Source organism: Vibrio sp. SCSIO 43132 (genome assembly GCF_019904195.1).
GTDB classification, from domain to species: Bacteria; Pseudomonadota; Gammaproteobacteria; order Enterobacterales; family Vibrionaceae; genus Vibrio; species Vibrio nigripulchritudo.
In genome coordinates this window covers 880643-904316 of the sequence record NZ_CP063199.1, presented here as the reverse complement: position 1 = coordinate 904316, position 23674 = coordinate 880643, and the positions used below count along the sequence as shown (strand labels likewise).

Annotated in this window: 23 protein-coding genes; 15 read left to right on the top strand and 8 right to left on the bottom strand. The window is 45.5% G+C overall.

Translation table 11 applies throughout. From position 1 onward, the window contains the following. Positions 1-227: 227 nt before the first annotated feature. The gene (locus tag INR79_RS04090) at positions 228-1106 is read left to right on the top strand and encodes an O-methyltransferase (protein WP_223096115.1); all 879 of its coding nucleotides are present in this window, start codon (positions 228-230) and stop codon (positions 1104-1106) included. A 15-nt stretch (positions 1107-1121) separates the two neighbouring features. On the opposite strand, the gene INR79_RS04085 is transcribed toward INR79_RS04090, so the two are convergent. After that, a complete protein-coding gene (locus INR79_RS04085; RefSeq protein WP_223096112.1) occupies positions 1122-2096 on the bottom strand; it encodes a TDT family transporter in 975 nt (324 codons plus the stop codon). A gap of 101 nt (positions 2097-2197) precedes the next feature. Between INR79_RS04085 and INR79_RS04080 the strand changes: the two genes are divergently transcribed. The 3 genes from INR79_RS04080 (at position 2198) to dapD (ending at position 4755) form a co-directional block, all read left to right on the top strand. Then, positions 2198-3082 (top strand): LysR substrate-binding domain-containing protein, encoded by an 885-nt coding sequence (locus INR79_RS04080; RefSeq protein WP_022549841.1) that lies wholly within the window; start codon positions 2198-2200, stop codon positions 3080-3082. 102 nt (positions 3083-3184) lie between these two features. Continuing rightward, positions 3185-3496: a YebG family protein gene (locus tag INR79_RS04075; RefSeq protein ID WP_004408654.1), complete on the top strand. Its 312-nt coding sequence runs from the start codon at positions 3185-3187 to the stop codon at positions 3494-3496. A gap of 227 nt (positions 3497-3723) precedes the next feature. After that, positions 3724-4755 carry a 2,3,4,5-tetrahydropyridine-2,6-dicarboxylate N-succinyltransferase gene (dapD, locus tag INR79_RS04070; RefSeq protein ID WP_223096110.1) on the top strand — a complete coding sequence of 344 codons (1032 nt, stop codon included), beginning with the start codon at positions 3724-3726 and terminating at the stop codon, positions 4753-4755. Positions 4756-4817: 62 nt separating this feature from the next. Here dapD and INR79_RS04065 read toward each other — a convergent pair whose 3' ends face one another. Then, positions 4818-5981, bottom strand: coding sequence for a MalY/PatB family protein (locus INR79_RS04065; protein WP_223096108.1), 1164 nt, complete (start codon positions 5979-5981; stop codon positions 4818-4820). A gap of 115 nt (positions 5982-6096) precedes the next feature. Between INR79_RS04065 and INR79_RS04060 the strand changes: the two genes are divergently transcribed. Continuing rightward, positions 6097-6288 carry a YqaE/Pmp3 family membrane protein gene (locus INR79_RS04060; protein WP_004408661.1) on the top strand — a complete coding sequence of 64 codons (192 nt, stop codon included), beginning with the start codon at positions 6097-6099 and terminating at the stop codon, positions 6286-6288. Here the strand turns inward: INR79_RS04060 and INR79_RS04055 are convergent. Beyond that, a complete protein-coding gene (locus INR79_RS04055; RefSeq protein WP_262415380.1) occupies positions 6285-6965 on the bottom strand; it encodes a DsbA family oxidoreductase in 681 nt (226 codons plus the stop codon). The two genes, INR79_RS04060 and INR79_RS04055, sit on opposite strands and share 4 nt — an antisense overlap. Positions 6966-7170: 205 nt before the next feature. On the opposite strand from INR79_RS04055, the gene INR79_RS28105 reads away from it, so the two are divergent. After that, positions 7171-8028, top strand: a complete 858-nt coding sequence (locus INR79_RS28105) for a hypothetical protein (protein WP_262415379.1) — start codon at positions 7171-7173, stop codon at positions 8026-8028. Continuing rightward, positions 8021-8737, top strand: coding sequence for a hypothetical protein (locus INR79_RS04045; RefSeq protein ID WP_223096107.1), 717 nt, complete (start codon positions 8021-8023; stop codon positions 8735-8737). Before INR79_RS28105 ends, INR79_RS04045 begins: the two co-directional genes overlap by 8 nt. 54 nt (positions 8738-8791) lie before the next feature. Here the strand turns inward: INR79_RS04045 and INR79_RS04040 are convergent, their stop codons facing one another. The 5 genes from INR79_RS04040 to INR79_RS04020 form a co-directional block, all read right to left on the bottom strand. Then, positions 8792-9481 (bottom strand): MOSC domain-containing protein, encoded by a 690-nt coding sequence (locus INR79_RS04040; RefSeq protein WP_223096105.1) that lies wholly within the window; start codon positions 9479-9481, stop codon positions 8792-8794. 88 nt (positions 9482-9569) lie between these two features. Then, entirely contained in the window at positions 9570-12047 is a 2478-nt protein-coding gene (locus tag INR79_RS04035; RefSeq protein ID WP_223096103.1) for a carboxypeptidase-like regulatory domain-containing protein, read from the bottom strand. 15 nt (positions 12048-12062) lie between these two features. Beyond that, complete coding sequence (locus INR79_RS04030) at positions 12063-12767, bottom strand: molecular chaperone (RefSeq protein WP_004408665.1); 705 nt, start codon at positions 12765-12767, stop codon at positions 12063-12065. Further along, the gene (locus INR79_RS04025; protein ID WP_004408666.1) at positions 12764-13195 is read right to left on the bottom strand and encodes a DUF4402 domain-containing protein; all 432 of its coding nucleotides are present in this window, start codon (positions 13193-13195) and stop codon (positions 12764-12766) included. Before INR79_RS04025 ends, INR79_RS04030 begins: the two co-directional genes overlap by 4 nt. A gap of 50 nt (positions 13196-13245) precedes the next feature. Beyond that, complete coding sequence (locus tag INR79_RS04020) at positions 13246-13692, bottom strand: DUF4402 domain-containing protein (protein ID WP_022591716.1); 447 nt, start codon at positions 13690-13692, stop codon at positions 13246-13248. A gap of 1052 nt (positions 13693-14744) precedes the next feature. On the opposite strand from INR79_RS04020, the gene INR79_RS04015 reads away from it, so the two are divergent. The 8 genes from INR79_RS04015 to INR79_RS03980 all read left to right on the top strand — a co-directional run bounded on the left by INR79_RS04015 (position 14745) and on the right by INR79_RS03980 (position 23673). Then, positions 14745-15299, top strand: a complete 555-nt coding sequence (locus INR79_RS04015; protein ID WP_022591721.1) for a gamma-glutamylcyclotransferase family protein — start codon at positions 14745-14747, stop codon at positions 15297-15299. 9 nt (positions 15300-15308) lie between these two features. Next, positions 15309-16445, top strand: coding sequence for a sugar diacid recognition domain-containing protein (locus INR79_RS04010; RefSeq protein WP_223096101.1), 1137 nt, complete (start codon positions 15309-15311; stop codon positions 16443-16445). Positions 16446-16665: 220 nt separating this feature from the next. Then, on the top strand, positions 16666-18021 hold the full coding sequence (locus INR79_RS04005; protein ID WP_022591723.1) for a GntP family permease: 1356 nt from the start codon (positions 16666-16668) through the stop codon (positions 18019-18021). Between the two features lie 24 nt (positions 18022-18045). Continuing rightward, positions 18046-19185, top strand: coding sequence for a glycerate kinase (locus INR79_RS04000; RefSeq protein WP_223096099.1), 1140 nt, complete (start codon positions 18046-18048; stop codon positions 19183-19185). A gap of 96 nt (positions 19186-19281) precedes the next feature. Next, positions 19282-19674, top strand: a complete 393-nt coding sequence (locus tag INR79_RS03995; protein WP_223096097.1) for a ribosome recycling factor family protein — start codon at positions 19282-19284, stop codon at positions 19672-19674. Positions 19675-19825: 151 nt separating this feature from the next. Beyond that, on the top strand, positions 19826-21313 hold the full coding sequence (locus tag INR79_RS03990; protein ID WP_223096095.1) for a hypothetical protein: 1488 nt from the start codon (positions 19826-19828) through the stop codon (positions 21311-21313). 85 nt (positions 21314-21398) lie between these two features. Continuing rightward, positions 21399-23063, top strand: coding sequence for an asparagine synthase-related protein (locus INR79_RS03985; RefSeq protein ID WP_223096093.1), 1665 nt, complete (start codon positions 21399-21401; stop codon positions 23061-23063). A gap of 115 nt (positions 23064-23178) precedes the next feature. Then, the gene (locus tag INR79_RS03980; RefSeq protein ID WP_223096092.1) at positions 23179-23673 is read left to right on the top strand and encodes a magnesium transporter; all 495 of its coding nucleotides are present in this window, start codon (positions 23179-23181) and stop codon (positions 23671-23673) included. Position 23674: the final 1 nt, after the last annotated feature.

Here is a 23674-nt window from a genome sequence, read left to right as displayed (position 1 = left end):
GGCTCAGTTTGACTTCTAATGGAAGCATGGTGAAGTTTAGAACATGGTTGGGAGGAGATCTGCCGAAAGTATGCGCTGCAATTTTAATGTAAATCCAGATTAGGTTGGAACTGGGTTTATTCCCTCTACTTGTCTTGCGCATACCTTGTATTTTTTTATGCCTACTGCACTTGCTCATTTGCTGCAAACTTTGGGTAGGCATTGTTGTAAAAAGAAAAAGGTAAGATATGCCAAATCAAGTGGCAAGAGCCGTTAAAAAATGGATGAAATACCCAGTTCATCAGGTGAAGCGCTATCGTGCAAAATCGTCGCTCCAGTACCTCACGTCCCACAAACTGACTTCTGTCCAAGCCGTTGGAAATGCTCTTCACGATGCATTACACGATGTTGCTTCAGAACAGGAGTGTGAATTGATGGGTAGAATTGAACAAAGGAGAAACACTCTGCTCAATATGCATTCAGAAATCGTAGTCGTTGATTATGGTGCGGGTCGCCCCTCAGACCGACGTAGCCTCGAAGAAATGGACAAGGGGGTGAAGTCGTCATCGACCGTCAATAAAGTCTGCCGTTCAAGTAAGCCTGAGTTCTGGTGTTCTTTCTTGTTCAAGTTGATTCAAAACCTGCACCCTATCCGATGTGTTGAACTGGGCTCCTGTGTCGGCATATCCGCCAGCTATCAAGCCACAGCCCTTAGGTTAAACAACCAAGGCATGTTAGTAACGCTTGAAGGCTCACCGGAAGTGGCTGACATAGCCCGCCAGACTTTAAACCAGATGGAACTCGATAATACTTCGGTTATCACCGGACCTTTTCACACAACGCTTGAATCCGTTCTGGGTGATGCCAAACAGGTAGACTTTCTTTTTAATGATGGGCACCACGACCACGACGCTGTGATTCGGTACTTCAATATTGCGGTCCCCTATCTTTCTGATGAAGCCATGGTGGTGTTTGATGACATCAACTGGTCACCGGGGATGCGAAACGCTTGGGATAAGATAGAGAACGATCCACGTGTTGCCGTGTCGATTGACCTCCATGAAATTGGCATCGCGCTGGTTAGTGACAGAATCTCGGGAAAGGAAAAAATAAGAATCCCGCTATAAAAAAGCGGGATTCGATTAGTTCGTCACTTTGCTGCCCATGATAATGGTGGGCAGCACATGTCTGGCGTAACACCAGCTCACATAGAACACAACCGCACTCGCCACCAGCAGTTCAAATATTGCAAGATAACGCACCTGCTCAACGTACTGTTGCGCTACGGAGATACTTTCCAACCAGTCAGCCATTTTGAACAGCGCGGTTGCCCCAATCACCATGGGAAAGGTAAAAGCGGCGTAAGCAGGGCTGAACGGCAACCTTAACAGGTGGAAAAACGCGGCATAGATAACCACTGTCATAAGAATGGCAATACCGAAAAGTAACGCAACCAGTACAGGTGATGGATCCTGGGTTACCGTTAAGTACCCTGCAAGGGAAAGGCTGGCCGGTGCAGCCATAATGGCAATGGTGGGCTTAGCAGCATCTGGCACACTTTCGCAAAATACTAAGCGATAGATCATGGTTGGCAGCAGAATGGCATAGGTCACCAGACCAAAATTCAGAATTCCATCGGCAATGTATGCCAATTCAGGCGTGCCTGAAAAAGAAACATCCGCCACAATCAGACCAACAGGAGGAACAAACCAGCTTGGCACCATGTGGCTAAGCTGAAAGTCGCTGCTTCGGTGATAGATAAAGCTGACCAGAAAAGATACGTGAATTAACACCGCCATCATCCAGATTGCATCACCAAAACCGCGGTTCCACTGTCCAAAACTGTGTGAAATCACCATTAGCGCCATAGCAAACGTTGGCAATACGCTGCCCACAACTGGATGCGCCATATCTTGTTTAAGAAGGTGACCATGAGCCATAAATTTGATGGTCAAAACGATAAGCAACACACCCGCAATCACAGCACCAGTGATTTGCCCCATACCGTCGAGCGGTGCGACATTCTCCCAACTCCAGCCTAAACTGGCGATCCCCAAAGCAAGCCCGGCCATAGGTGTCGGAGCAAGAGCACTTTTGGTGGTCACTTTTTTGATCATGGCTGCTTATCTCTATTTAACTCAATAGCAACATAATAGACTTGCCAAGCATTTAATAATATCTGAATATATTTAAACCAGGGTTAAGTAAAACTGAACACATGAATATATCATTGAAACAGCTCAGAGTTTTTGTCGCCATTACGCAGGAAAAAACCATTACTGCCGCTGCGCAACAGCTTTACCTTTCAAAAGCTGCTGTCAGCATGTCCCTTGGAGAACTGGAAAAACAAGTTGGGCATGGGCTCTTTGACAGAGTTAATAACCGTTTGATTCTTAACAGAGAAGGGAAACGTCTGCTGCCTCTCGCCGATGAGATACTGCACCGCGCAAACGACATTGATGAACTGTTTCAGAGCGACCAACCTCTTCACGGCGAACTGCATATTGGTGCCAGTGACACCATCGGCAATCAGGTTGCCCCGTTTTTGCTGAGCGGCTTTCGCTCATTGACCAATCACAACCACCAGTCTCTGTTTATCTCCAATACCGCATCCATCTGCGAAAAGCTCGCGGACTACGAACTGGATATCGGCTTAATTGAAGGTAAAACTCAGCATCCTCAGCTCATCACTCAACCGTGGTGCCTGGATGAAATGTGCATCATTGCCAGCCCGAATCATGAGCTAGCCAAAAAGGATAATTTAGGTGTTCGTGACCTGGAATATACCCAGTGGCTGCTCCGGGAGTCAGGATCAGGTAGCCGGGAATTTTTCACCCAGAGAATCGCCCCAAGACTGGAATACTGGCAGGAAGCGTTTCAGCTTAACACCACAGAAGCCATCATCAACTGTACGGTCGCCAACCTGGGGCTGGCATGTCTGTCGCGCCGATCGGCTCAGTACGCTATCGATGATGGGCGGGTTGTGACTCTGGATTTACCTATCGATTTCCAGCGTAAATTCTGGATTCTGCTCCATAAAGAAAAGTACCAGAGCCCGTTACTCAAAACCTTCTTAGAGTTTTGTTCTCGCTGGCAGGCATAAGGGTTAATTAGCTCTCACTCCGACCTTACCGACTGGACACTTGAGCAAACAATCTGTATAAACAACCAGTAGATCAAATCTAAAGTTTAAAAGAGGATAACCATGGCTGTAATCGTCAAGTACGTGGTGGAGCGCAACGGAGAAGAAAAGATGACTTTTACCTCTAAAGCTGAAGCTGACGCTTATGACAAAATGTTGGACATGGCAGATGAGCTATTCAGCCTTCTGGCCGGCAGCAACCTAATTGAAGACGAAGAGAAGCAAGAAGAACTGTCTCTTTACTTGGCGAAAAATAAGGAAGAAGTCCTTTACGCTCTGGGTGCCAAAAAGCGTAAAGCGGCAGCACCTAAAAAGCCAAAAGCGGTTGAAAGCCCAAAAGAAGATGAAGCCGACTCTGCAGAGGACGCGGCTTAACCTTCCAACACAATGAGAAATTCATCACGCAAATAGTCAGCCCATCGCTGGCTATTTTCTTTTTAGCGATATTATATCTCTCATCGGACAGCGTATATCGTTTGGCAGACTATCCGGCTTTTGCCTCTTTCATCTCATAAGCTGGGTGAGTAGGATGCCTCTTAACAAGTTTCTGTTCGGTTTTGGAAATCCGGACAGCAAGAAATTTAACCAAGGAGATTTCACTCATGGCAACTTTTTCTCTGGCATTTGGTACAGCTACCAAAAACCGTGATGGCAAAATTATTGAAGCCTTTTTCCCTAACCCTGTATTGACCCCAAGCGATGCACTTGTAGCTGCGGTAGCTGGCGTTGCAGGTTACGAGCAAGGCAACCAGGCGATTGAAATCTCGGCAGCTCAAAGTGCTGAGCTGGCAACAACATTCGAAGCAAACGGTGACGTAGCCAACGCTTCTTTCGCAGCCAAAGCGGCAGAGTCTGAGCAACCACTTGTTTTGGTGATTCTTGCCACTGACGAAAAACCAAGTTCCGTTGCAGAAGGCTTCCTGAAACTGCAACTTATCTCTAACCGTCTGGTGAAGCCACACGGTACTGTACTAGACGGCATCTTTGGTCTGCTTCACAACATCGCGTGGACTAACGAAGGACCTATCGATCTTCCTGAGCTGGCTGATCGCCAAATCGAAGCGCGCCTTGCTGGTCGTAACCTGTCTGTCGATTGCGTAGACAAGTTCCCTAAAATGGTGGACTACGTGGTGCCGGCTGGTGTTCGTATCGCGGATACATCTCGCGTTCGTCTGGGTGCACATGTGGGTGAAGGCACAACCGTTATGCACGAAGGCTTCATCAACTTCAACGCGGGTACAGATGGCGTGAGCATGGTAGAAGGTCGTATTTCTGCTGGTGTTGTTGTAGGCAACGGCTCTGACATCGGTGGCGGTGCGTCTATCATGGGTACGCTTTCGGGCGGTGGTACTGTGGTTGTCTCTATCGGCGAGAACTCACTACTTGGTGCAAACGCAGGTCTTGGTTTCCCTCTAGGCGACCGTTGTACGGTTGAATCTGGTCTTTACGTAACAGCAGGTTCAAAAGTACGCATGCTGGACTCAGAAGGTAACGAAGTTGAAATCGTAAAAGCGCGTGACCTAGCGGGTAAACCAGATCTGCTGTTCCGCCGCAATTCAGTTACAGGCCAAATTGAGTGCCTGACCAACAAAACTGCCGTTGAACTAAACAGCGAGCTTCACAGCAACAACTGATTCAGGTTGTAAACCAAGATTGAAAAGACCAGCACAGCGCTGGTCTTTTTTATTGTCTAACCTTAGCTCTGCGTTAATCTTTCACAGGCTTGTTTTACCCTGTCTCTCGGGCAACCTAAATTAAGGCGAACATACCCACTCCCCCCCTCTCCGAACTCTGTCCCGACGGAAGGCAGCACTCCGATTTCAATGAATCGATTTCTAAGTTCGTCATCGCTTAAATTCAAATTCCGACAGTCTATCCAAGCCAGATAGCCAGATTGAGGAGTCGTCATTTGAAGCTGAGGTAAATGTTCTTTTAAGAACCGATCTAAATAGTCGAAGTTACCCTGAATATAGGCTTTCAGCTCTTCTAACCAATCCAGACCTGTCGAATAGGCGCTCTGTGTGGCTGTGATCGCCATAGAATCAAACAGATCGAGAAAACGTGTGGCTTTCATCTTCTCAAATGCTGCACGAACCTGAGGGTTGGGAATCATCATATTGGCGATGCGTAGTGACGCCAAACCAAAGGTTTTGGTTGCCGCAGATGCCACAATTAACTTGGAATGGAAGTATTCTTCCAGATTCAAAGCACTCCAACAACGTTGATATGGCAGTGCAAGATCTATCCATATTTCGTCGCTGATCAGCCAGACACCATATTGATGGCATAAACTGGCAATGGAACGCACTTCCTGTTCTGTCCAGATTCGTCCGACAGGGTTATGAGGATTACAGAGGATAAACGCCTTACAGCCATTTCTGAAACTCTGCTCAAGCGCTTCCAAATCTAAGTCATATTTGCCTGCGTTGTGTTTTAAGCGTACTTCTTCAACTTCTCTGCCCGCCATCTGAATTGCGAAGTTGAACTTACCGTATCCTGGCGACTGAACAGCGATTTTGTCGCTCGCCTCGGTAATCAGCTCGATGACCAACGCTACACCGGGCATGACACCACTGATTGGGGATATCCAATCCATGTTCAGTTCGAGTTCATGCTGCGACGCATACCATTCTTTGATTGTGGCAAAATAACTTGAAGGGATTTGGGTATACCCGAACACACCATGTTCGACTCTTTGCTGCAAAGCACTGGCAACGGTAGGCGGGATAGCGAAATCATAATCAGACACCCACATCGGAATGGCGTTTTCATCGTTCACTCCGAATTTCTGAAGGTTAGCGTCCCACTTGATGGCGCCCGTTCCGATTCGCTGATGTTGCTGATCAAACAGAGAAGACATGAACATTCCTTTGTATTGAGCTAGGGTCTTAAAGAAATCTCACCCTTAAGACTTTTTAAATCGAATTGCTGACGCAATAATAATGAGATGAACTAGATAAATAACGGAAATCAATATGCGTTTACTTTTAGCTTTACTGCTGCCTTGGTTGCAGTTTTTCACCATTGGCAGACCATTTAGCGGAATCATCTGCCTAATCCTTCAAATTACTCTTGTTGGCTGGATCCCAGCAGCAATTTGGTCAGTATATGCTTTGAGCCAATACAAAACGGACCAAAAGATAAAAGACGCAATGAGCGACAGTTAAACCTGCACTTCAGAGGCAATGTCTTTCATTGCCTCTACCAAAACATCGATTGGTTGAGCACCGCTGATTAGGTGTTGTTGATTCACCACTAAAGCTGGCACGGCGTGTACTCCAAGCGATAACCAGTGCACCTCGTCATCTTCCACGACTTTATTCCAATGCTCTGAAGCCGCAACTTGCTTTGCTTCGACTGGATCTAATCCGGCATTTTTCGCTGCTTCTGCCAACACATCGTGATCTTCAATGGCTTTATTTTCTGAGAAATACGCTTGAAACAGAGCCAGTTTCATCTCGGTTTGTTTACCGGACTCCGCTGCCCAGGCAACCAGCTTATGCGCATCGCGGGTGTTGTAGACATTCATGTCGTCAGAAAAATGAAAATCAAACCCCACTTCCTTGCCGAGCTTAGTCAGGTTGTCTCGCACCTGCACACTTTGCTCTGCTGTGGTGCCGTAACGTTTCATCAGATAATCACGTAAATTCACACCACCTTGATGGAGATCGAGGTTCAACTCAAACGGATGCCAGTGCACATCAACATCGATAGTGTCCGCAACCAGTGCCATCGCAAGCTCTAATCTTTTATAGCCGACAATGCACCACGGACAGGACACATCCGAGACTAAATCAATCCTAAGTTGTTGCTTACTCATCTCTGTTTTACCCATTTCACTCATTGCGCACTCGTATCTGTTTAATGTAACCGAGATTACGTCAAAATTCCTGATTCACTTCTATTTTCCGACATCCATGTAATTGACTTTTAAACCTATTACACAAAAACCCTAACCCTATCTGAAATCTTAACTTCATTATGCTGGCAATGTTGTCATTTATTTATACCAATGATTTATATAGTGAAATTTTTATGGAGATGAAGAAATGGCAATTAAAAAGTCGGTAGGCATAGGTGGCTTTAACAATAAACAAGATATTGAATGGGTACAAACTTCCCTAAACAAACTAAATACAGTAAATCCAGAATTAAAAATTGATGGGAAACTGGGAGTAGTACTCGAAAGATCAAAAACTGTCGCAGCCATTATGAAGTTTCAGAAGCAATCTGCCAATATGATCCGCCCCGACGGAAGGATAGATGTCAATGGTAAAACACATAGAAAAATCAAAGAGAAAGTAAACCTCAAAACAACTTCCGCTCCAAAACCTTTAACAGGCAACTTAAAGCAAATTCTTAGAACCAACCTCGAAAAATATGAGGGACGAGTAGCACATATGTACCTAGATACCAGAGGTTATGTTACTGTCGGGGTCGGTCATATGATGCCAAACAAACAAAAAGCGAAAGAACTTAAATTTGTTGTCGAGGTTTCTGGTGTACTAGCTACACCAGCAGAAATTGAATCAGAGTATGATCTCCTGAAAAAACAACCTTTTGGTAATATGTATGGCGCTCGTACTTTCAAAAAACATACAAAGCTAATTCTCAGTGATACTGAAATAAACAAGATCACCGATAAGCATATCAATAGCTTTGAAAAAGAGCTTGTCAGTATTTATGGAAACAATGAGTTTTATAGTTATCCAGATAAAGTCAAACTCGCTTTGTTTGACATGATTTTTAACTTAGGTATGACGAAACTCAAGAATCTCTTCACTAATTTCAATAAGCATATTAAAGCCAGAGACTTTAAAAAGGCAGCTTTAGAATGCAATCGGAAAGGAATATCATCCGAGCGCAATACATACGTCAAAGACCTACTGAGGAATAGTAATGGTTAAAAAGAGATTTATATCGCTAGCGGTTTTGGCGTGTGTATCGTCTCCTCTAGCGCTTGGATGCGAAGTATCCCCTACTTACTCAAATGTTTTAAGTTTGCTACCTGTGGACCAAAACATTGAGTTAATGAAAAAGAAAGATATCGAACAACTTCTAGCTACTCGTTGGGACTATTCGATGCCTTTGCTGAATGAAAAGCAAGCTGAATTTGAAGTGCATAGCTGCGCAGAGTTGTTATCTCATTATCAGAATTCAACCCCCCTAAGCCAGGCGGATAAACCTTGGGTTGATGCTGTTTATTTAAATTGTAAACTGGCAGAAGCCTCTTTATCGTTGACTTCTTCCGAGCAAACATTCGTTGCTGAACTTAAGCTAGATGATAAATTTCCTTCCATTGCCCCTTCAGATTTTCTATTGAGCATCTCTGATGAATCCCAAACAAAAGTGTCAGCCTCAAACAACTGGTCAGACGTAGCTAAAATTACTCAAGTCAACGTAATAGATTCAACTACTACTGAATTTAGGGACGATACGGGAAGCATTCAGCGATTGAGTGTCATTTGGAAAGGTGACTTTAATCAAGACGGTTTTGAAGATGCTTTAGTCTATGCGTCAAATTCTGTCGAAGGCGGCTCTTATCAAAGCCAGGTGGGTTATGTCATTACGAGAAAGTCAGCTGACGACACATATTCGATAATTGAGACTTTCTAAACTCTTAGCTAATATTTGCAAGAGCCTAGCTATCTAGGCTCCGTTCTGGTTAGGTTAGCTCGTACTACCAAACAACCGAAATGCCCAGTTTTCCACTGTGCCGGTTTCGATGCGTTTTTCAATCAGTGCACGCCATGAATCTACCAGTGGTACTTCAATCAGTGACTCCAGCTCTTTCTTATCAAGAATGCCTCTGTACACTGCACCCATAATGCGCGCGAGGCTAAAGTCAGGATGCGGTCGCTCAATCAGGAGAATGTCATCCCCTGCTCCAATTTCACCTTCCTCGATAACTCGGAAATACCAGCCTGTGCGCATGGTCATTTGCAGTCGGAGCGCCATATCTGGCTCTTCACAACGATCATTGAGTTTCCAGCAAGGCATTCTTCCCTGAGACACTTCCAGCAAAGTAGAACCAATTTTTATTTTGTCCCCGATGCAAATTTGGGATTCACTGATACCAGTGGAACTGAGGTTTTCACCAAAAGCACCAACCTGTTCAAAGATGAGCTTGTTTCCAAGTTCTTCACGCCACTTTGGGTAATGTTCCGACGGATACATGTGCAGCGCTTTTTCAATGCCGCCGTGGAAGCGAGGATCCCCTTGTTCATCGTTCGTGAAACCAAGCGAGTTTGCGTACAGGCGACCGGACTGTATTTTTTTGTCAATGGCGCTGACTGCCCCTCTGGAATAAGGCTGGGTTTTACCGGATAGAACAGACTCGACAGTTCCTATCTTTTTCATTGAACGACTCCATTTGAAAAGGTGGGAGCGTTACTTTAACAGTAACTCATCAGTTCAATAAAATTTTTATAAAGTACAACATGTTAATTTAAGGTTGATACACAACCTGAAGGACAGGCTTGGCACGTTTATGAAGTTTATAGACGACAAAATTCAGCCCGCTGATCCACTCTTCACTGAGAATACGAACCCGGTTTTCAATTTCGATTTCGTTATCTTCCAGCACAATTCGGTAGTTTCCGGGAACCAGATCTTCAATAAAGTAGAACCCATCTTGTTCTACTCTGGCGGAATAGGATTTGCCGCTTTCTTCATGAAAGAAATTCAGATACCATCCAGCGAAACTATCAGGTGCCGTCACAATCCCATCGACACCAAAGCTTTTATTTACCCGCACTTCTATGTGCGTCTTGCCGCCCTTCTCCGCATGAAAATAGATGGGGTTCTCTTCAGGCTTTAAGTTGAGGTCTAAGCTCGATTCATCCAAATGCAATTGCAAGTCTTCTCCATAACCGACATGGGTAAATCTGAAATACCCTTCTGAATCTGTGGTAGCGCGTTTGTTATTGACCTTGAGCTTCACATTGGGAACAGGCTGGTCGTGGCTGTCCAGTACCCTTCCTGTTAGTTCAGCATAAATAAATTCTTCCCATGGAAGTTGGGATGTTTTTGTAGCCTCGTCATCAGCGATTACTCGTCCACCCCATTTGGTTTCGAGTGCAACCGAAATGCTTTCATCAGTAAATGCCACTTCTCCAGACCAGTTCTGGCTGAACTCCCACCTCGCATTACCGGAATATCCAAGTTTCTGATTCGTCCATGTCGCTTGAGCACTGTAGGTGCTTTGAAGTGTTTGCCACCAACCGGAGAAAAAGCAGTTAGAACACAAATAACGATAACCGACTCTGTACCTTGGGCTGGCTTCATCGGCAAAAATAGAGCTGAGATTGACTGAGCCGTAGTCGTGAGTATGGATGGCGTATTTCAGCGAAAGCTCGTCGCGAATCAGGACAGGGGTTCTGCGATTTTTGAGTTCTAGGGTTAAGAACTGTGAAGAAGCGGTTTGAGCGCGAAGCTGTGGAATAACCGTCAGTTCATACTCATCGTAATTGGCATCCAGGTTGAAGCTGATGGGGCTGCCGAGATAACGGTATCGGACATTGTGTTCTCGCTTTAACGGGTCTTCACCCAACATATCGATATGATTGATATTGGCTTCCAGCTTATGGCTTTCTCCAACTGCCATCTCAAGCGTCATAGGCGCAATAGATTGTCTGGGTAACCATTCAAACTCAATTGACAGAAAATGCACCGGCAGCCAGCGCATTCCAAAGCCACCAGAATTATCTGTTTCACCTTTATACAAGCTACCCACAGCGGTCAGGGAATCGGTTAAGCCATAACTAATTTGACCTTTTCCGGTTTTATCATCGGTCAGTGATGCACCAATTTCTAAGTTCCATTGCCCCTGATTCAGCAAGGTTTCATCAATATCAGCGACTTTTATGGATTTACGCTCCACCACACCGGAACGCACCATTTCATGCAGTTCCACCTGATCACCTGCTGACAAAGGAAAATCAGAAATGCTGTAGCGACCAGAGGCATCAGACTTTACCGTTCCGCGATACACGTCGTTCACATACACATCGACGAAAGTATTCGGTAAGGTCTGCTCTTCAATCACCAGACTACCCGACTGAGTTTTTGGTTTGAGCCTGGAGTAATAGATACCATCTTCGTAGGTGTCGCTGTTGCTTGCGAGCCCAGAATCGAGCACCACGTGCCCCATTTGAAACTGATACCCTAGCGGAAATGGGCTGATTTCGAGTTGGTAGAAATCCACTTCTTCTGGCGTCTGAGTATCGTAAGACACTTCAAAGCTAGCGTCTTGATGAACAAGATAGGCATCAGTTCGAACGCTGTATTCAGGGTTAGCATCAGAGAAGTATTCAGCCCGACCTTTTACTCTCGCTGATGCACTGGTTACGGAGCTAGGCAATATACGAGGCTGCGCTTTCTGAGCTTCAAGTTCGTCCGCTTTTTGTTTGGCTATGGCGCGTCGCTGCGCCAGTTTTTTCTCCAGTTCCTGATAGGTGCTGTAGTGAAGTTTGACCTTCAGGCTGTATCTGTCGAGATTCCAGAGAATCGTAACCGGAAAGCAATCCACAAAGGAGCTCCAGTGCAGCCAGGCTTTTTCTTCGGAGTAGACAAGGTCTATGGTCAGGTCGCCATTGTTATCTGGCAAAGTACACTGTTTTTGTTCCAAATCCAGACGATAAGGTTTGTGCTGTTCTTTGACGTCTTTAGGCTGGTAAAACAGGCATATCTGGTTACGACAACCTCCTTCAAGTTGCAGCCACTGCTTGGCGAAGGTTTCCAGTTCTAAGTAAGGTTCCTCACTAACGTTTTGCATGACACGATAGAAACTGTCGTGCTCAAACGGCATAAAAAGCTCGACATACGCTTCAAAAACTTCGTCATTTTCTTCTTGCGCAAAAACGCAATTTGCCCACACACATGTGCAGGCAAAAATGAGAAACAGGGCATGACGAAAAATCATCATCAAGCGCGAGTCAGATTAGTTGCATGAGCCTATGATTTGGTCGTCCACAACAAACTGCGCACCTTTAGAATGAGTGACTGGTTTTTCCAGAGAGGAGTCTCGAACCAGAAATACGTTCTGTACCTGATTCCCTGCAACCAGTTTGCCTTTCAGCTGATAGTTTCCTTCATTAAACACTCGAACTGCATTGGGCTTACAATCCAGACGCACGCTGTGCTCCACCGCACCTTTTTGAGCGTATACAGGAATCATGGTGTTGATGATGAAGTCCAGATTCATGGTCATACCCTGAGCGTTTCCATCATCAAGGATTTTGTCATCTTTTAGCGGGATGGGTTGAAATAGCAGGTAGGTGCGGTATTCCCCTTCTTCATACTCAGCGGGAAGCCCCTGAATTCTAACCCTGACGGTTCTTCTCTGGTTTGGTTTCAGGTTGCCAATGATCGGCGGAGAAACCTTAACAAACTTGCTCAAATCTTCCTGAACTTCGATATCTTGTTCTAATCGCGTTTTTGATTTGTCGTTCCCGGCAAGAGCCGAACGATAAACAACCGACACTTTAACGCGCATAGGATCAGATGTGGTGTTTTCTATAAATAGCTTATGGGTAGACGCCTGCTCACCTTGAGCGACGATTCGGGTAGGTGCAATTTTTAACTGCGCATAACTCAGGTGGCTAAATCCGAGCAGGCAAACAAATAACAAGGAAAGAAACTTCATAAATACTTCACTGTAATTGGGACCACAACCGAAAAATGCCCCGATTGCGAACTGGATTTCACAACCGCTCTTGCGCCAATACAAAGCACTCCGGACTGCCCTTGTCCATCAAGCCGAATTCGACCTTTCTTATTCAGCCCACATCCATATTTAAAACGCTTAACAACCACCGTTTTACCGGTTTGCCCATTCAGCATTTTAAAATCTTTTCCATCGACTCTGACCTGTATTTTTTTATTCGGATCGCCAGAAATACGGAAAAGAAACACGCCGTTAGTGGACGTTGTTGGTTGTAAATACACAACGGTTTTAGCACCACCAACTGTGGGTTCAAAAACCATTGGCTCCAACTGTGTAATTGCCAGGGATGCGATAGCAAACTTCGCCATCCCAAGATACAGAAGGATGCCCCAAATCACGCGCGGCATAAGATTGATGCGAGAAAGAAGGCGGCATAAAGCCGCCCAAGATCGGTATCTTATTGGTAAGCTACCGTGATGTTCACTGTACCGTTGTAGGTACCAGCTACCAGAGTAGTTTCACTGGCGATATCTGCCACACCACCAATTTTCACTGTCGCAGTACCACCTGTTAGCGTTGGTGTCGCGTTGTCTACCGCAATACTGTTCACTGCGATGTCGTTACCACTTCCATCAGCCATTAGCGCAGTCGCATCAACAGTCACATCAACCACACTTCCGGTTTGACCGTTAATTGTGAACGCTGCAGCGCCTGCGTCTGTCGTAGCAACAGTGACGTTTGTGGTTGCATCAGTAAAGATTGAACCAAAATCTAAGTCCGCAGTTTTAGAAATAGAAACTGGCTCCAGTACAACAATACTGGAAGTAAAAGTGTCAGATGCGGCCATTACACCAGGTGCTACTGCAGCTAAAGAAATTAGCGCAAGCTTCTTCATGGATTTCATTTTAAATACCCCAAGTCCATTTATATTAAATAACCTTATTTTTATTAATACTTTTTTGTACTACTGAAAACCAGAAAAGTATCAGGCGTATTTAAAGATCAACTAATAAATAATTTCATAATATTTTTATTTTTGTCACTAATATTTGTGAGGCAGTTCAAAAATACGTACAACTCGATCAATATAAATAGTGTTTCTACCATAAAGAACATGTTGCATATTAAAAATTACACCATAAATATCAATCAATTAGATAGAGACAAAGTACCATAAAAAGCAGAATTCACTACAAAGAGAGACAGATCTAGAATAACTATCCACATAATTACAAATGTATGAATATCAATAAAACATTTAGTAACAATTCTACTATTTGAAACGAAGTGAATTATCCAAGGAATTAAAAAAGAATGAAAAAAGTAAACTTTAGTATTAGTTTATAAGACTCTACGCATAACCATCGAACAAAAGAGATATTAGCTTTAAAAATAAAAACTCCACTTTGAACCATAGAGAAAAGAAATTACTCCTAATATATCTTATCAAATAAATATATTAATAAAGACATGGCTCGCAAAATTCAAAGAGTCTAACTCCAAGATATAAATAGAAATTGCATTTAGTCCATTAAATTTATTTTTTACCTCATCATAGAATTGTATCAATCAAATAAATACAACATTATCTTAATCAGCTCACAAGCCATTACAGAGCAGGGGTTAAAGTACATTAAAATCCTGAATACACCTCAACAAGAAGTCCCCATTTAACTCACTTGGTTTTTGGTTTCAAAAAACTAGAACTCTACACTTCAGTCACTTTTGATTGTGAAACTTCCGAATTTTTCGAAAATTAAGCATTTCTGTCACACTTAACAGGTTGAGCTTATTAGGAAATCTTTCAATATGACGTGTCGATCTGTTTAATCCTATCGTCCGCAGAGCTTCCTAACCTTCACGGAAGAGGCTTAAAGTTCGGATTCGACGAATACCGGAGTTCATGAAATACTTATGTTTTGATGAGCAGTTAAATGAAATGGAATGACCTGACCTATGTACATATTCGGATACGGCAGTTTGATTAATCCGGAATCTCGTAAGCTAACAGGGCAAACGGGCGATGCTTTTCCTGCGATTGTGAATGGATTTGATCGCCATTGGAGCAAAGTGGATGGCAGTTATCAAATTTCACCGTTAGTGGTGACCAGCGGTAAGGGATCGGTTAACGGTGTTCTGATTGAGATTGATGACCAGGAGCTACTGGAGTTCGACAAACGAGAAGCAGGCTACCATCGTATCAAGGTTGCCGTTTCCCAGATTGAATCTGATACGGCTATTGATGCCAGTGCCGACGTCTGGATGTATGTGAAAGACGAAACGGCTTCCCCCTGTGTCAATGCTCCTATCATGCAAAGCTATGTCGACACGGTTCTGGCAGGTTGCTTGTCTATCTCTTCTCAGTTTGCTGAACGTTTTGTTCAGTCGACACTTGGCTGGCATCACCCTCTTGAAAATGATCGCCACCAGCCTAAATACGGCAGAATAGCGGGTGTAAAAGCGCACCATCTTTCCCTGATTGACGATCTTATTGCGTCGGTTCGTAATTAGGTAAACGTCATGATTTTAGAGCAGCAACTGGCCCAGCAAATTGTCGACCGCACTATGGCGATCATTGGTAACAACATCAATGTGATGAACCAGGCGGGCGTCATCATTGGCAGTGGTGATCCTCATCGTATAGGTCAGACCCATGATGGTGCTTTGCTGGCTTTAAAACATGGCGACACAGTCGAAATTACTCAACAAAGCTGCCAGTCGCTCAAAGGAGCCAAGCCCGGCATTAATATGCTGATGAAAAGCCAGCATGAAGTGATTGGAGTAGTAGGCATCACTGGGGATCCTGACTCCATCCGCAATTACGCGTCTCTGGTGAAGATGACGGCAGAAATGATCGTTGATCAGGCTGCCCTGATTGAGCAGCTTCAGTGGGATCGCAGACACAAAGAAGAATTTATCTCCGCCTGGATCACCAATTCTGTGCCAATAGCCGAACTGAAAGACTGGGCAGCGCGTTTAGACATTGATCTGGATATGCCAAGAGTCGCCGTCGTCATCGAACTTCATGCCAACAGTGCGCCCCTCAGCTTGAGTCAGACACGCCAAATCGTTGAACTGCTTGAATACCCGAAACGCGACAATTTGGTAGCCGTAACTTCGATGCGTGAAATCGTCGTATTGAAGCCCAGCCATAATCGACACGGCAAATGGGACAGTCAGCAGGAGAGTGTGCGTATCGACATTCTGTTGGATAGGCTACATAAACAGGGCATTCAGGATTTGGATATTGCATTGGGTGAATACTTCCCGAGTGTCGAAGATATTCACCTTTCTTACCAGAGCGCCAGACAAGTTTTGCAGTTTGGTCAGAAACATCATCCAGAGCACAATAAGTATCTGTTTGAAGAGATGCGCTTACCTGTCTTGTTGTCTCCTCTTGGTCATTTTTGGCAAGGTGACCAATTATGTAAATCAATCGTTAAGCTAAAAGAACAGGACAAAAGCGGACAACTTCTGAAAACGCTGTACGCATTATTTGAACATCAGGGAAATCAGAAGTCGTGCGCCGAAGCCTTATACATCCATAGAAACACGCTACGTTATCGGCTAGATAAAATCGAAAAGATTACCCGAATCTCTCCCAAAAACTTCACGGGTCTGGTCGAGCTTTATGTTGCAAGTCAGATCACAAAATAACACCAATTTTGTGCATTTGCACAAATTCCTTCCTTTTAATCAGCAAAAAATTTGTTACTCCTGTCTAAAGGATTTGGCTCAGAAACTGACGATAATATCCACACTCCCTGCCTCTGGCTAAATTGGGGAGCCATTTCCGAGACGCCTACAACTCGGAAAATGATAAAACCGTTCCTACCGCGAGCAGCAGTCGGAAATGGTAAAAATAAACGGAGTTATTATGAGTCTTATACTAATCCTGCTGGCTGTGATCGCGTTTATCGTTGTCGCAACCACCAAATTTAAAGTACACCCCTTCCTCGCCCTTCTGGTTGCAGCATTTCTGGCTGCCTTTGCCTATGGGCTCCCTGCGGACAGCATAGCTAAAACCATTGCGAGTGGCTTTGGCGGCATTCTTGGTTACATCGGTCTGGTCATTGTATTAGGTACCATTATCGGTGTTATTCTGGAAAAAAGTGGCGCTGCCATTACCATGGCCGACACCGTCATCAAAGTACTTGGCGACCGCTTCCCAACCTTAACCATGACGCTAATTGGCTACATCGTTTCTGTGCCAGTTTTCTGTGATTCCGGTTTCGTTATTCTCAACTCGTTGAAAGAGTCTTTGGCAAACCGCCTGAAAACCTCCAGCGTAGCCATGAGTGTGGCACTTGCCACCGGGCTCTACGCGACACATACCTTTGTACCGCCAACACCGGGACCAATCGCAGCTGCGGGTAACTTAGGGCTGGAATCCAACCTTGGTTTGGTTATCGCGGTCGGTATCTTTGTTGCTGGCGTGGCGGCTCTGGCTGGTATGTTATGGGCGAACCGATTTAAAGATGTTCAACCAGATGGTGAAGAAGCGCAATCCCCGGCTGATAACCAAGACTGGAAAGCACTAAAAGAATCTTACGGTACTCTGCCAACTGCTGGTCAGGCATTTGCCCCTATTTTTGTGCCGATTCTGATGATCTGTCTGGGCTCTGTCGCTCGCTTCCCAAGTAAACCTCTGGGCGAAGGCTTTCTGTTTGATGCGCTGAATTTCCTTGGGCAACCTCTGACGGCACTGGTGATTGGTCTTCTGTTAGCGGTTCGTCTGCTTAAGTCCGACAACAAAGCAAAAGAATTCAGTGAACGCATTAGCCAGGGCATTACTGCCGCTGCCCCTATCCTTCTGATTACAGGTGCAGGTGGTGCATTCGGTGCAGTATTGAAAGCCACTCCGCTCGGTGAATATCTGGGCACAACTTTGTCTGCTCTGGGTATTGGTATCCTGATGCCATTTATTGTCGCCGCGGCGCTGAAATCTGCTCAGGGTTCATCAACGGTTGCTCTGGTCACCACATCTGCATTAGTCGCGCCTTTGCTTGGTCAGCTTGGTCTGGATTCCGAAATGGGTCGCGTCCTGACGGTCATGGCGATTGGTGCAGGTGCAATGACGGTTTCTCACGCTAACGACAGCTTCTTCTGGGTAGTGTCTCAGTTTAGCCGTATGAGCGTAGGGCTCGCATACCGTGCACAAACTATGGCAACCTTGGTACAAGGCATTACCGCCATTGTACTGGTTTACATTCTTAGCCTTGTTCTACTGTAACTGTCACCAATTGAGGAGAGTGATATGAAAGTGGTTATCGCCCCAGATTCGTTTAAAGAGAGCTTAACCGCCAAAGAGGTGTGTCAGGCGATAGAATCTGGATTCCGCCGCGTATGGGCAGACAGTGAATTTGTGCATGTTCCCGTCGCCGATGGGGGCGAAGGAACAGTGCAGTCGCTCGTAGACGCGACCCAAGGAAAACTGGTTCACCTTGCGGTAACAGGCCCTCTGGGTAACTCTGTCGACGCGTTTTACGGCTTACTTGGCGATAACCAAACCGCCGTGATAGAAATGGCGGCGGCCAGTGGCCTTCACCATGTCTCGCTCTCTCAGCGTGACCCAAAGCTGACCACCTCATTCGGTACAGGTCAGCTTATTAATCATGCGCTTGAACACGGTGCACGAAAGCTAATCATAGGTTTGGGTGGCAGTGCGACCAACGATGGTGGTGTCGGCATGATGGCAGCTTTGGGCGCCAAATTCCTTAACCAGAACGGGCAGCCTATCGCCCTCAATGGCGGGGGGCTGAGTGAGCTTTCTCATATTGATCTTGGTGACCTCAACACCAAGCTCGCAGAGTGTGAAATTCTGGTGGCTTGTGATGTTGATAATCCTCTTTGTGGAACAAAAGGGGCTTCTGCAACATTTGGCCCACAGAAAGGAGCAACCGAAGCCGACATTCGTCTGCTAGACAATAACCTGAACCACTATGGTCAACTGATTCGCCAGCAACTCGGGCGAGACGTACTGAGCAAAGAAGGCGCAGGTGCAGCGGGCGGTATGGGAGCAGCTTTGCTGGCATTTACCGATGCCAAACTTCAGCCCGGTATTGATATCGTGTTAGAAACGGTCAACCTGAAAGACCAACTTCATGATGCCGATCTGGTGATAACTGGCGAAGGCAGAATTGACTGGCAGACAGCTCACGGCAAGACCCCAATGGGCGTCGCTGTGCTGGCCAAACAGTTTGATTTACCTGTAATAGCCTTAGCTGGTTGTGTGGGCGAGAACTACCAGGCGGCATATCAATGCGGTATTGATGCTGTATTTGCTGCCGTGCCCCGAGCATTGGATCTGTCCACCGCTTTTCAAGAGGCAGGAACAAACCTCACCAACCTGTCTGAAAACGTCGCACGCCTTTGGTCTGTTAACTTAGCAAAATAAGTTCGAACCAAAAAAAGTTCAAAAGCGCAGGAAACCCTGCGCTTTTTTTGTTTTGATTCATTGGTGTTTTCGTCTTTGACCATGCACAATTCCCCTATGAACGAAGAGAAACTGTTAATTCCCCTGCCGTCCCTGATTCATCGAATTGGTGGTGACAATGCCAAAGTAGCGAAAAGTCTGGCGACCAAGCACCAGTGCGAAATGAAGCGAGTCCGGCGTTCACGTAACTGGCAGGTTACAGGCACTCCAGACAACCTCTCCGCTTTGCTTGCCAATATCCAATCAATGGGCTCGGACACTTACCAGTTCGTTATCAAAAAAATGAACGAGAAGCTAAGCGCTTACTATGAAGTTCATGAACCCATTGAACAGCAATTGCATTCGCTTATCCTTCAAAACCCAAATATCACGCTATCGGAGTTGATGGAACGCACCAATTGTACCTTAGCCGAAGCACGGCTGGCTCGGTTTGAAGCAGACATCGTATAGATACACTGTTCATAAACACCTAAGTCTCCATTTATGCTATTGACAGCAATAACAATAAACTCAACACTGGTTTCATCCTTTCTATAACACCAAAAATATCCAATACGGCGAATCAAGCATTATCGTCTTTAGAAAATGCGAGGGAGCCGCAATGAGCACGAGTAAATGGAGTTTAGTTATCCATGATGTGGGCACGCATCATGCGAGAATTTGGGTAGGAACCTTGTACCAGTATCTCGCCAAACCTGAACAGTTTCACGTTAAAGTCTATGACAAGCCAATCACCTCACTGAACCGAGTCCCCATCTTTGAATACACCATCAATCAGGAAGAATGGGAGCGTCCTTTTCGAGCATTAAAACAACGGTTCTATAAGGTGGTAGAAGTTACGGGGCTTAACTCAAACCAAACCTACTACGTCGATTTCGTTCGTGGCACACGCCATGTGAATGCCAAAACCATTGATGAACATGTAGTGGAAACAGGGTCACTGCGCACGCTCCCCACATCACTGTCAGAAGAAGACCCGTTTGTTGTCATGATGGGAAGTTGTTACTTCAATGACGACGATGAAAAAGGGCAAGCAGCCAAGGCATACACTCACCTCTATTTTAATGGAGAACCTCAAGAAAAACCCCACGTGAAGTTTCTAACTGGGGATCAGGTGTATCTGGATATTGGTCTGGATTCGCTTTCTCCCGTGATCGGCGAGGTTCATCAACGAATAGCGGCAGATTACGCGGACACATGGCGTTCTAACCGTAAACTCTATCGCCATGGGGGTTGCTGGTTTTTAGCCGATGACCACGAATACTGGAATAATTACCCTTATGCTCAAGGCACCAATCCGTACTTATGGGCAATCACTTTTTCAAAAAAAGTCAAAGCAGCATGGACAAAAAGCGCCAGAGACGGCATTAAAAGAATTCAGCAAGTCGAACCTTTTCGCACCTTTGATGTGGGTGATGATCTGTCCTTTTGCTTTGTTGATCTAAGAAGCGACCGAGATAAACGCACTCCACCCAAATCCATGGTGACCAAACGAGTGTTCAAACAGCTTATCGACTGGGCAAAAAATCTAAACAAAATTGGCGTTCTGGTTTTACCCCAGCCACTGATTGTTGAAGCAGGGTCAGATTCCGACTATAACCTCGCGAATTATGAAGCCCAATACAAAGCACTATGGGAGGCACTTGCGCATTCAGGGAATGATATTGTTTGCCTCTCGGGTGATGTGCATTTTGGCCGGATAGCCAATGTCAAACTGGGAAACGGAAACGCCAAGCTGCATGAAATTATCTCTTCTCCTATGTCGAATATCACTCCTATAAACGGAGGAAAATATTCCGCAGCCACACCTCAAAAAATCAAGGAACTCCCTTCGTTTATTAGTGGAGACAACAAGGTTCACTACGACGGTGTCTGGTGCACCAGATCGGAAGTAGTCAGCAAATGGTACATGCTGGAAGACTACTATCAGACCAAAGAACACTTTATGACCCTGAGTTTTACGCGTTCCGCTGAAGGCAATGTTGAACTGGATGTGCAGGCTTGGTTGGTCAGAGATTGTGACCGAACAGGCAAGCCTAAAAAGCAGTTTTCAAATCGAGACCCCATCGTATTAAGTAAAAGGAGCTAAAACTCGTTCCACCAGCAACTGTTTCAAAGTTGGTACACATATTGAAATACCCCATGTAACGGCTCTCAAATGGATAGAGGTGATCATGGGCGTATTATTTTCGGTCTACAGCGACAAAAAATTCAACGAAGACCAGGCATTACTGGTGGAACAAGCGGTAAAGCTCATAGAAAGCTACGGTAAAAAAGAAGTCCGTTGCTTTCAAAATGATAAGGTACTTATTGCACAATGGGATTTTAACGCATACAAGCAAGCCGCCTGGCTGCAAAATGACACGCAGATTGCGTCACTGGTTGGTCACCCACTGATCAGTGACAACAGAACGGACGACTTACAGTGTTTAGCAGAAAGCCACTTACTCTCAAGCAACTTAAGCGAAAGCGAAGGGGCGTTCTGCTTCGTTAAATACACACTTCACAATCACCATCTGACCATTGCCACTGACCCTCTCGGGCTGCGACCATTTTTTGTGATGGAATACAAAGGGCTGAAAATTATCTCCAGTCGAGTCAGTGTGTTCAAAGAGTTAGGACTGGATCTTACAGCCAATGCAGATGCTCTGACTGAATACGCCACTCTGGGCTACTACCTTCTTGATCATACGCCTTATCTCGAAGTGACTTGCAGCTATCCGAGTGAAATCATCAGCCTCAAACCCGATGAAGAGCAACGAAGCCACTATTTTGACTGGGTTGAGCTGGCGAAACAGAATCTCACCATGAAGCAGGCGGTGTCGAATATCGACCGGGCTTTCAAACGCTGCTGCGACAAATACCTGTCTGTCGATCAGAATGTCATTTCCACATTATCTGGCGGGCTCGATTCCCGAACCATTGCCACGGAACTGAGAAGACGCAACGCCAATGTGAAAGCGTTCAATTTCTCTCGCCAGAAAACTCAGGATCTAGCCTGTGCTATTGCTTATGCTGAGCACCAGAGCATTGACCTCGACATCATAGAAGTGTCCGACACACAAAAAGCCAGCGTGGAAGACCGATTAGGCAAACATTGGCAAAGTGAGTTAAAAAATACCCCGACTAACATCGAACGCCCGCAGTTGTCCTGGTCTGGAAACGGCGGCAGTGTAGGAATTGGTCTGATTTACTACTCGGAGCCACTTTATCAGGCTGCACTCACTGGAGATCCGGAAATTCTGGTGGATGCTTATCTGGAGCAGCAATACGCCTATCTACCAGAGAGCATTGTGGAAGATGCTCAGCAGCTTCAGGACAACCTCAGAAAAAACATTCTCAAGTCACTGGAACCGCTTTCCGATCTTCCTCTGGAAAAAGCGTACCAATTGTTTTTGTTCCTGAATGATCAGCATCATCACCTGAGCATTCCATTCGAAGAGATCACCGCGTTCAAAATGGAATTCTGTCTGCCTATGTATTCGTGGAAGGTTCTGGCTGCGCCGCTGGGACTGCCCGTTGAAGAAGTCCGCAAACATAAGTTTTATCTGCAATGGTTGCATCATTCTTATCCGCAAGCCACTGAAGTTGCCTGGCAGGCGTACCCGGGGCACATCCCCTGCCCGCACCCCATGCCAGCCATCGACCAGTGGCAAATGGCTTCGGACAAACGCACCGCTGCCAGCGAGGTGATTGCGACGTGGAAAAAGGCATACCGATTTAAGTCGCACCAGCTACTGAAAAAATCACGCATCAGCATGCTTTGCATTCTTCATCTGCTGGGTCTGAAAAATGCGAGACCTCAACTCAACGTGGTCAATAAGCTGATTCACTGGTAATGGTTATGAGCCGAGGGTTCCCTCGGCTTTTCCTCTGGATGGAATTTCGTATATTCCATTTTTACATCCTGCCCTTGTTACGGTAACAACAAATGAAAAACACAAGGTCAGCGACATGTCTCGACGCAACACCCTATCGGGGCAGGGAACGCCATTAGTCAAGCTGGCAGGGACTGCTTTCAAAAGCCTTATAAAACTCACCATTGCCGCGGCGATTCTGTATTTCGCCTCTCTTAGCTTTTCCAAGTTAGGCACCATTCATGGCACCGAACTGCCTGAATCCTATTTCTCAGATGGTTACCCAAGCATTCTGGTGCTTCTGGATTCAGAATTTTTTATGGGGCTGATATTTTTCGTCACTCTCAGCATCGTTATCTATGTGATCTACCTGTTGTGGCAGTTACATGAAGTCGCGGTACACAAAGCCAAGGAAATGTCCTCAGCGCACACTCAAATTGTCTTTGCCCTGTCTCTGTGCGGTTTGTTTATTGATAAAGCGTGGTGGGTTCTCGCCATCATCATTGCTTTTACGCGTTGGGACATAGTGTCTGATGCTTTATCCGGCATTATCCGCAAGGGTCTTCAAATTTCCCGCCAGACTAAGGAGTAAC